Origin of the sequence: Reella acinonychis (assembly GCF_052384575.1) — a bacterium.
GTDB lineage: Bacteria > Pseudomonadota > Gammaproteobacteria > Enterobacterales > Pasteurellaceae > JBQSUQ01.
In genome coordinates, this window is record NZ_JBQSUQ010000023.1 from 1 (window position 1) to 8330 (window position 8330).

An 8330-nucleotide genomic window follows, 5' to 3' on the forward strand; every position below is an offset into this window, starting at 1 on the left:
GAAGGTGGATTTTTACTTTAGTCTTTGACTTATTCGTCAAATTTACCTTTATTTTCTAAGCCAGTGACAACTTTGACACTAAGCCAGATGGCGAACATAACACCCACTATCCAAATTGCATAAAACATCATTCGTCTCCTTAGTATAATGAGTTTTTGTTTTCTTCAATGAAGCTTTCATCAATACGACCAAACATTTTCATGTATGACCAAATTGTGTATGACAATGAGATAACGGTAAACACTAACGCAAAAATTAACATTAATTGAAGTGTTAATTGGCTAGATGTTGAATCCCACATTAACAAACTCATTTCTGGATAAGTAATTGATGGCATTACAAACGGGAACATCGCTACGCCGCAGGTTACAATGATACCTACCATTGTTAATGATGAGAATAAGAATGCAAAACCTGAACGATCTGCTTTTGAAGCCGCCATATTTAACAATGCAGACACAACCGCTAACGCAGGGAACACGTATAATACTGGCATTTCATTGTAATTTTTGAACCATGCACCAGATTCAATCGCCACCGTTTTACCTAATGGTGAAGAGACTGCATTGTGATCAATAACACTTGTTACAACGAAACCATCTTTGAAGAACAACCATACGCCCGCTAATACAAAAGTGACTAATGTCGCTAATGCACCAACTTGGCTAACAGATCTTGCTCGTTTACGTAAATCTGCTGTGGTCTTCATTTGTAACCATGCTGCACCCTGTGTTGTTAACATAGATAAACTAATTAAACCACAAAGTAATGCAAATGGATTTAATAATTCAAAGAATGAACCAGTATATTTCACTTGCATAATATCGTTAAATTCAAATGGTACACCCTGTAATAAGTTACCAAATGCTACACCAAACACAAGTGAAGGAACAAAACCACCAACAAATAAACCAATATCCCATGCTTTACGCCATGTTGGGCTTTCAATTTTAGCGCGATACTCTAAACCGACAGGACGGAAGAATAAGGCAGCTAAAACCAAAATCATTGCGATGTAAAAACCTGAGAAAGATACTGCATATACCATTGGCCATGCAGCAAACATAGCACCACCTGCGGTTAATAACCATACTTGGTTACCATCCCAGTGAGGTGCGATGGTGTTAAGCATAATACGTTTTTCAACTTCTTTTTTACCTGTAAATGGTAATAAAGTTAAAACACCCATATCGAAACCATCTGTAACCGAAAAACCGATTAACAAGACAATAACAAGCACCCACCAAATAAAGCGTAGAATTTCATAATCAATCATCTTCCAACTCCTACTTATTTAGTTGATTGCTCAAAATAGTAACGACCTGTTTTTAATGAGCTTGGTCCTAAGCGACCATATTTGAACATTAAATACATTTCAGCCACTAAGAATACGGTGTAAAGCGCACAGATTAGGATAATAGAGAACCAAAGATCACCAGTGCCTAAATCTGAAGCTGCAACACCAACAGGTAACACATCTGTGATTGCCCATGGTTGACGACCATATTCCGCTAAGAACCAACCTGACTCAATCGCAATCCATGGTAATGGTAAACTCCATAATAACGCTTTAAGTAATAATGGCGTTTTATGTGCTTTATCACGTAGTGCTAATAAGAATGCGCCAAGGATTAATAAACCAATCACACCAGCTAAGCCTGCCATGATACGGAAAGACCAGAACAATGGTGCAACATTAGGAATACTGTCTTGTGCAGCAGATTTAATTTGAGATTCAGTTGCATCTACAACTTTATCTGTATAGCGTTTTAATAATAAGCCATAGCCTAAATCTTGACGGACTTCTAAGAATTTCGCTTTAGTTTGCTCATCAAGTTGACCCGCTTTTTTCTGCGCTCGTAATTCTTCTAGTAAACCATAAGCAAGCATACCATTACGAACACGATTTTCATTACGTGCTTCTAATTCAATCAAACCTGGATATTGACCATCAAATGAACGAGTGGCAATAAGACCGCCCATCATTGGAATTGAAATTTCCATATCATTTTTACGTTCAGCTTGATTTGGCATTGCTAATAAATTCCAAGATGCTGGTGCAGGTTGAGTATGCCATTCTGCTTCCATCGCAGCAAATTTAACCGGCTGAGTTTTTACGATATCATAAGCTGATTCGTCACCTAAAATTACTACACCACCCGTTGCAACGATACCAAATGCGGATGCAATAGCGAAAGAACGTTTTGCAAAACCAATATCACGTCCTTTTAAAATATAGAACGCGCTAATTGCTAATACAAACATTGAAGCTGCAACATAACCAGATGATAAGGTATGTAAGAATTTTGCTTGAGCCGTTGGGTTTAACCATAAATCAAGGAAACTTGTCATTTCCATTCGCATGGTTTCAAAATTAAATTCTGAACCTGCAGGGTATTGCATCCAACCGTTAGCAACTAAAATCCACATTGCTGATAGGTTTGAACCAATCGCGACACAGTAAGTTGCAAGTAGATGTTTTGCTTTTGATAAACGATCCCAACCGAATAAGAATAAACCAACGAAGGTTGATTCTAAGAAGAAAGCTAATAATGCTTCGATTGCTAATGGTGCACCGAAGATATCGCCTACATAGTGAGAATAATATGACCAGTTAGTACCAAATTGGAATTCCATTGTGATACCAGTTGTTACCCCAAGAGCAAAGTTAATAGCAAATAACTTACCCCAGAATTTTGTCATATCTTTATACACTTGTTTGCCTGTCATCACATAGACCGTTTCCATGATAGCAACAAGGAAAGAAAGACCTAATGTTAATGGTACAAACAAGAAGTGATATAACGCAGTTAATGCAAACTGCAAACGAGAGAGTTCAACAACGTCTAACATCTCGCAACTCCTTGTAAATTTTCTACAAGATTACATCCGATTACTTCCAATAAGTAATCACCCCAAATTTCACTTTTGACATTACATCATAAGTAATCTTTTGCACAAATTATTTTCACAACATTCACTACTTTGTAGAAAACATTATCAAAATAACCCAAGATCGGTAGCATTCTACTACTTTTTATAAGGATAAAAAACAGAAAAAATGCTACATCGATCACATTTTCGAATTTAAATCAAAAATAAATCAAAATTACCATATCCATGATATTTGATCTGTCGCAAATTATAGATTTTATTAACATTTTTGCAACTAAAACATCATTTTGGTAATAAATATAAAGCTAGATAAAAGTCGTAAAAAAGCTAGACTTATATATAAAATTCTGATATGTTCGCCAAGCAATATTTTATAAAAAAGAAAATATGCTTTTAAAAATTAAAAGCTTAAAAGGAAAACTAATTATGCCGGCTAAAATAACTATAAAATTAACCGCACTTTTTACATTTATTTTTATGAGTTTCTCTGCTTTTTCAGTGGAGAAAAATGATCAACAAGCTATTCCTGTTCAGTGTCAACAATTATTCAAAGAAACGGATAAATTGCTTGTTGAAGCACAGCGCCAACCTGGCACACATACACAACTAAGCAAAATTCAAAATAAATTAAACCAAAGTAAAAAACAAATTTTACAAATGGAAGTGGCAACACAAATTAAGAGTTGTGACCAAGGTTTAGCAAAATTAAGTCATCTTGATAAAAACAAAGACTAATTTTTATCATATTCTTTATAGCCTAGCTTTATCGCTAGGCTTTTTCATTATAAGCAAAATCCAACTTCCCAAAAATGCGAATATCATTGATAATAACAGTAGTTATTCTATTCTCGCATCCTTGTTATGAAATTACATTTATCTGACACATCTCCACTTTTTGCTTTAATTGAATACCATGTTGAACAACATTCTCCGCATTTTTCGGCGGATTTTATTCAGATATATTGTTCAGATAATAATCGGATTGAACAATTGAGCTATGCCATTGGTATGTCTGATTTTGTGAAAAAAGTCTTCCAAAAACAACCGCACTTTTTTGCAGAATGTTTACAAAAACCACTTCAACTCCCTTCGCAATCCTTTTATACACAACAATTACAGCAAGTTTTTGATGAAATTGAAAGTGAAGAACAATTTTACAAAGCACTACGCCAATACCGTCATCAAGAAATGGCAAGGCTGAGTATCTGCCAAAGTTTAAATTTGGCTAGCGTAGAACAAATTTTTGTCCGATTATCACAGCTAGCTGAGAGCTTGATTATTTTTGCTCGCAATTGGCTCTATGAAAAAGCGTGTCAGGAAATGGGCACACCATTAGATGAGCGAGGAAAACCACAACAACTTTATATTTTAGGCATGGGGAAATTAGGTGGATTTGAGCTTAATTTTTCATCGGATATTGACTTGATTTTTACCTATCCTTCCAACGGAGAAACAGTTGGCGCAAGACGCTCTGTTGATCATCAAAAATTCTTTACTCGTCTAGGACAACGATTAATCAATGCATTAGATCAACTTACTGAAGATGGTTTTGTATATCGAACGGATATGCGTTTGCGACCATTCGGTGACAGCTGTGCATTAGCGCTAAGTTTTAATGCCATGGAAAGCTATTACCAAGAACAAGGGCGTGATTGGGAAAGATATGCCATGATCAAAGGGCGAATACTTGGGCTAGATCCAGAAGATCAACATGCTAAGCATTTACAACAATTACTGCGACCTTTTGTATATCGACGCTATATTGATTTCAGCGTTATTCAGTCTTTAAGAGAAATGAAAGGCAAAATTTCACGAGAGATTCGCCGCCGAGGTTTAGCAAATAATATAAAACTCGGTCCTGGAGGAATTCGCGAAATTGAATTTATTGTGCAAGTATTTCAACTGATGCGTGGAGGGAGAGAAATCACGTTACAACAACAGCAATTGTTAAAATTACTGCCAGAGTTAAGCTGCCTTTCCTTAATTAGCACTGAACAGAGCGAGCAGTTACGCCAAGCTTATCTCTTTTTAAGACGAGTAGAAAACAGTTTACAAGCTATCGATGATAAACAAACGCAAGAACTCCCTGCTAATCCAATAGACCAACAGAGATTAATTGCCGCTTGTGCTGAATTTACACAATTAAACGCACAGCAACAAGTGATAAACATTAACTATCCTATTAAAGATTGGGAAAGTTTTTCTAGCCAATTACAGTACCATCAAAACAATGTTCAACACATTTTTAATCAATTAATCGGTGATGAGAACGACAAAGATCCAATAGAAGAAAATGTTTGGCAAGATTTTCTGGACATTGATCAGGAAGAATTAACTGAATTGCTAAGAGAGAATCAAATTGATGAACAACACTTTGAGGTTATTTCAGATAAATTAAATTCATTCCGTTATGAATTACAACATAAATCAATTGGTCCAAGGGGAAGAGAAGCATTAAATAAACTTCTCCCACAATTATTTAGCCAAATTTTCGCTCATGCCGATTATTTGACGCTATTGCCAAGAATGCTCAATATCGTAGAGAAAATTCTCACTCGTACCACTTATTTAGAACTATTACTTGAAAACCCACAAGTTTTAACCCAATTAGTTGCTCTTTGCTCAAAATCAGACATGATTGCAGAGCAAGTTGCCAAGCACCCAATTTTATTGGATGAGCTATTGGATCAGAAAAATCTCTATAATCCGATTTCTTTTGAGCAATATCCCTCTGAACTACATCAATACTTACTTCGTCTACCTCAAGATGATGAAGAACAATTCATTAACGGATTACGTCAATTTAAACAAGCAACCTTATTGCATATTGCTGCTGCAGACATTTTGGGCGTACTCCCCGTAATGAAAGTGAGTGATCACTTAACGTATTTAGCTGAAGCCATCATTAATTCTGTCGTTGAATTAGCATGGCAACAGGTTACTGCTCGTTTTGGTGTACCACCTCATTTAGAACCAAATGAAAAAGGATTCTTAATTATCGGGTACGGCAAATTAGGTGGAATTGAACTCGGCTATAAGTCTGATTTAGATTTAGTCTTTCTCTATGATGGCGTACAAGGGCAGACCACAGGTGGAAAGAAAAGTGTCGATAATTTTCAATTCTACCTTCGTTTAGCACAGAAAATTGTTAGTATTTTTAGTATGAATACTAGCGCAGGCGTGCTTTATGATGTAGATCTTCGTTTACGCCCCGCTGGTGAGGCTGGTTTAATTTGTAACTCAATTTCAGCTTTTGAACAATATCAAGCAAATGAAGCTTGGACATGGGAACATCAAGCATTAGTACGCTCTCGCGTTATATATGGCGATCAACAATTGCAAAATCATTTTAACCATATTCGCCAATCTATTCTTGCTCGCCCCAAAAATATTGCGCAATTAAAAATAGATGTCATTGAAATGCGTAATAAAATGTATCAATCCCAACAATCTTCTGACCCACATAAATTTAATATAAAAAAGGATATGGGGGGTATCATTGATATCGAATTTATAGCACAATACTTGGTCTTAGCTTATTCGCCTAATAATCCTGACTTAGCTTATTGGTCTGATAATGTACGCATATTTGAAGTGATGGCAACCAATAATGTGATTTCACTTGAACAAGCCGAACAGCTTAAAGGTTGTTATACTGATTTAAGAAATCATATTCATCATTTGAATTTAATTGGCTTAAATTCCGAAGTCAATGCGGATGAATTCATAAAAGTGCGGTCAATAATTCAGAAGATTTGGTCGGATATATTTAACAAATAAAAGAAAAATAACATGACAACATCAATTAATATTGAAATAGCTTACGCTTATCCAGATAAATACTTTCTAAAGAAACTTATTGTAGAGCAGCAAACCACTGTGCAAGCGGCAATTTTACAATCGGGCATATTACAACAATATGCTGAGATTGATCTTCGTAAGAATAAAATTGGTATTTTTAGCCGCCCAGTAAAATTAACGGACATTGTTTCAGATGGCGATCGCATAGAAATATATCGCCCGTTACTTGCAGATCCTAAAGAGATTCGTCGCCAACGCGCAGAACAACAAGCCAAAGAAGCAGAAAATAAGAAATCCAAATAGAAAAGCTAGAAAAGATATGCCGCCATCACAATCGCATTCTCGCGTTTACCTTCTTTTGTCGGATAATAATTCTTACGAATATCTACTTGGTTGAACTGGCAGCTATCATATAAAGCAATTGCTTTCTGGTTACTTTCTCTTACTTCAAGCCAAAGCGTTGCAATGCCTCTCTGCTTGAGCTGCTCAATGAGAGCCAAAAGCAGCTTAGCGCCAAACTTTCTGCCCTGATACTTAGGATCAATTGCAATATTGAATAAAGTTGCTTCATCTAACACCACTTGGCAAATAGCGAAACCAACAATTTTCTCATCCAATAATACTTTTAAATTATGATAACGTTCGCCTTGATTATTTTTTAATGTCCCTATCGACCAAGGCACTTCATGAGCAGCCTGTTCTATTGCAAAAATCTGTTCAAAATCAGATTCTTCTAAAGGTATGATTTGTAATGACTCTGACATAAATTATTTATAAACGCTTTTTAGGTAATTGATCATTTAGGGTATTTTCTTCTTTTTCTTGAAAATCAAATACAGGTAATCCCCATTCAAAATAAATAGCGAGCAAGCGAATGATAAATCCACTCAATAAAGTAACAATAATAACAATATCATCAGGCACAGCAAATTCTTTCAAACAAATGTAGATACAAGTCGCTAATAAAGCCACACTAGCATACAGTTCTTTTTGAAACACGAGAGGAATACGGTTACAAAGTAAATCACGTAGCACTCCGCCAAATGCACCTGTAATAATCGCAGCAATAATCGCAATAGTATAACCATGCCCCATTTCTAAAGCGACTTCTGCACCAATAATTGAAAAGACAATCAGCCCTAAGGCATCCAAAACTAAAAAGATGGTACGAAAATAGCGCATAAAATGGCGAATAAGAGGAGCTATAAATACTGTTAATACAGCTGCGGTCGCAACAATTAAAAAATATTCTGGATGCTTAACCCATCCCAAAGGATAATGCCCCAATAGGACATCTCTAACCGTCCCCCCACCAATAGCTGTCATTGAAGCTATAATGATGACACCAAAAATATCCATTTTTTCACGACCAGCTGCTAAAGCACCTGTTATTGCCTCTGCAGTGATTCCTATAATATAAAGGGTTAGAAGTAACATAATAAATTCACAAATAAAATATCCACTTAATTCTAGCGAAACAGCTTATAACAAGCAATGAAACACAGTAAAAACGTTAAAATTTCCCACCGCACTTTTTTCTGTTTTTTGTTTCTGCTTTTTCAACATACAAAAAATCCCAGCCATCTCTGACTGGGATTCTCTTTCTCTCTTATTCAAAACCTGGCGGTGTCCTA

The 8330-nt window shown here is 35.9% G+C and carries 7 protein-coding genes; 3 read left to right on the forward strand and 4 right to left on the reverse strand.

All coding sequences use genetic code 11. The features are described from left to right. Positions 1 to 139 precede the first annotated feature (139 nt). Positions 140 to 1276, reverse strand: coding sequence for a cytochrome d ubiquinol oxidase subunit II (gene cydB, locus ACT2CV_RS09675; protein ID WP_464972778.1), 1137 nt, complete (start codon positions 1274 to 1276; stop codon positions 140 to 142). Between the two features lie 14 nt (positions 1277 to 1290). Continuing rightward, a complete protein-coding gene (locus ACT2CV_RS09680) occupies positions 1291 to 2853 on the reverse strand; it encodes a cytochrome ubiquinol oxidase subunit I (RefSeq protein WP_464972779.1) in 1563 nt (520 codons plus the stop codon). Positions 2854 to 3321: 468 nt separating this feature from the next. Between ACT2CV_RS09680 and ACT2CV_RS09685 the strand changes: the two genes are divergently transcribed. From ACT2CV_RS09685 to ACT2CV_RS09695, 3 genes are all read left to right on the forward strand, one after another. Next, positions 3322 to 3630: a DUF5339 domain-containing protein gene (locus tag ACT2CV_RS09685; RefSeq protein WP_464972780.1), complete on the forward strand. Its 309-nt coding sequence runs from the start codon at positions 3322 to 3324 to the stop codon at positions 3628 to 3630. Between the two features lie 126 nt (positions 3631 to 3756). Then, positions 3757 to 6675, forward strand: coding sequence for a bifunctional [glutamate--ammonia ligase]-adenylyl-L-tyrosine phosphorylase/[glutamate--ammonia-ligase] adenylyltransferase (glnE, locus tag ACT2CV_RS09690; RefSeq protein WP_464972781.1), 2919 nt, complete (start codon positions 3757 to 3759; stop codon positions 6673 to 6675). 12 nt (positions 6676 to 6687) lie between these two features. Next, positions 6688 to 6999: an RnfH family protein gene (locus ACT2CV_RS09695; RefSeq protein WP_464972782.1), complete on the forward strand. Its 312-nt coding sequence runs from the start codon at positions 6688 to 6690 to the stop codon at positions 6997 to 6999. A 5-nt stretch (positions 7000 to 7004) separates the two neighbouring features. Here ACT2CV_RS09695 and rimI read toward each other — a convergent pair whose 3' ends face one another. Both rimI and ACT2CV_RS09705 read right to left on the reverse strand, forming a co-directional pair. After that, positions 7005 to 7460 (reverse strand): ribosomal protein S18-alanine N-acetyltransferase, encoded by a 456-nt coding sequence (rimI, locus tag ACT2CV_RS09700; RefSeq protein ID WP_464972783.1) that lies wholly within the window; start codon positions 7458 to 7460, stop codon positions 7005 to 7007. Positions 7461 to 7467: 7 nt separating this feature from the next. After that, on the reverse strand, positions 7468 to 8133 hold the full coding sequence (locus ACT2CV_RS09705; protein ID WP_464972784.1) for a trimeric intracellular cation channel family protein: 666 nt from the start codon (positions 8131 to 8133) through the stop codon (positions 7468 to 7470). Positions 8134 to 8330 lie beyond the last annotated feature (197 nt).

Bases quoted from the DNA above. Each gene is read 5' to 3' on its own strand.
- cydB (WP_464972778.1), bottom strand. From the start codon at position 1,276: ATGATTGATTATGAAATTCTACGCTTTATTTGGTGGGTGCTTGTTATT.
- ACT2CV_RS09680 (WP_464972779.1), bottom strand. From the start codon at position 2,853: ATGTTAGACGTTGTTGAACTCTCTCGTTTGCAGTTTGCATTAACTGCG.
- ACT2CV_RS09685 (WP_464972780.1), top strand. From the start codon at position 3,322: ATGCCGGCTAAAATAACTATAAAATTAACCGCACTTTTTACATTTATT.
- glnE (WP_464972781.1), top strand. From the start codon at position 3,757: ATGAAATTACATTTATCTGACACATCTCCACTTTTTGCTTTAATTGAA.
- ACT2CV_RS09695 (WP_464972782.1), top strand. From the start codon at position 6,688: ATGACAACATCAATTAATATTGAAATAGCTTACGCTTATCCAGATAAA.
- rimI (WP_464972783.1), bottom strand. From the start codon at position 7,460: ATGTCAGAGTCATTACAAATCATACCTTTAGAAGAATCTGATTTTGAA.
- ACT2CV_RS09705 (WP_464972784.1), bottom strand. From the start codon at position 8,133: ATGTTACTTCTAACCCTTTATATTATAGGAATCACTGCAGAGGCAATA.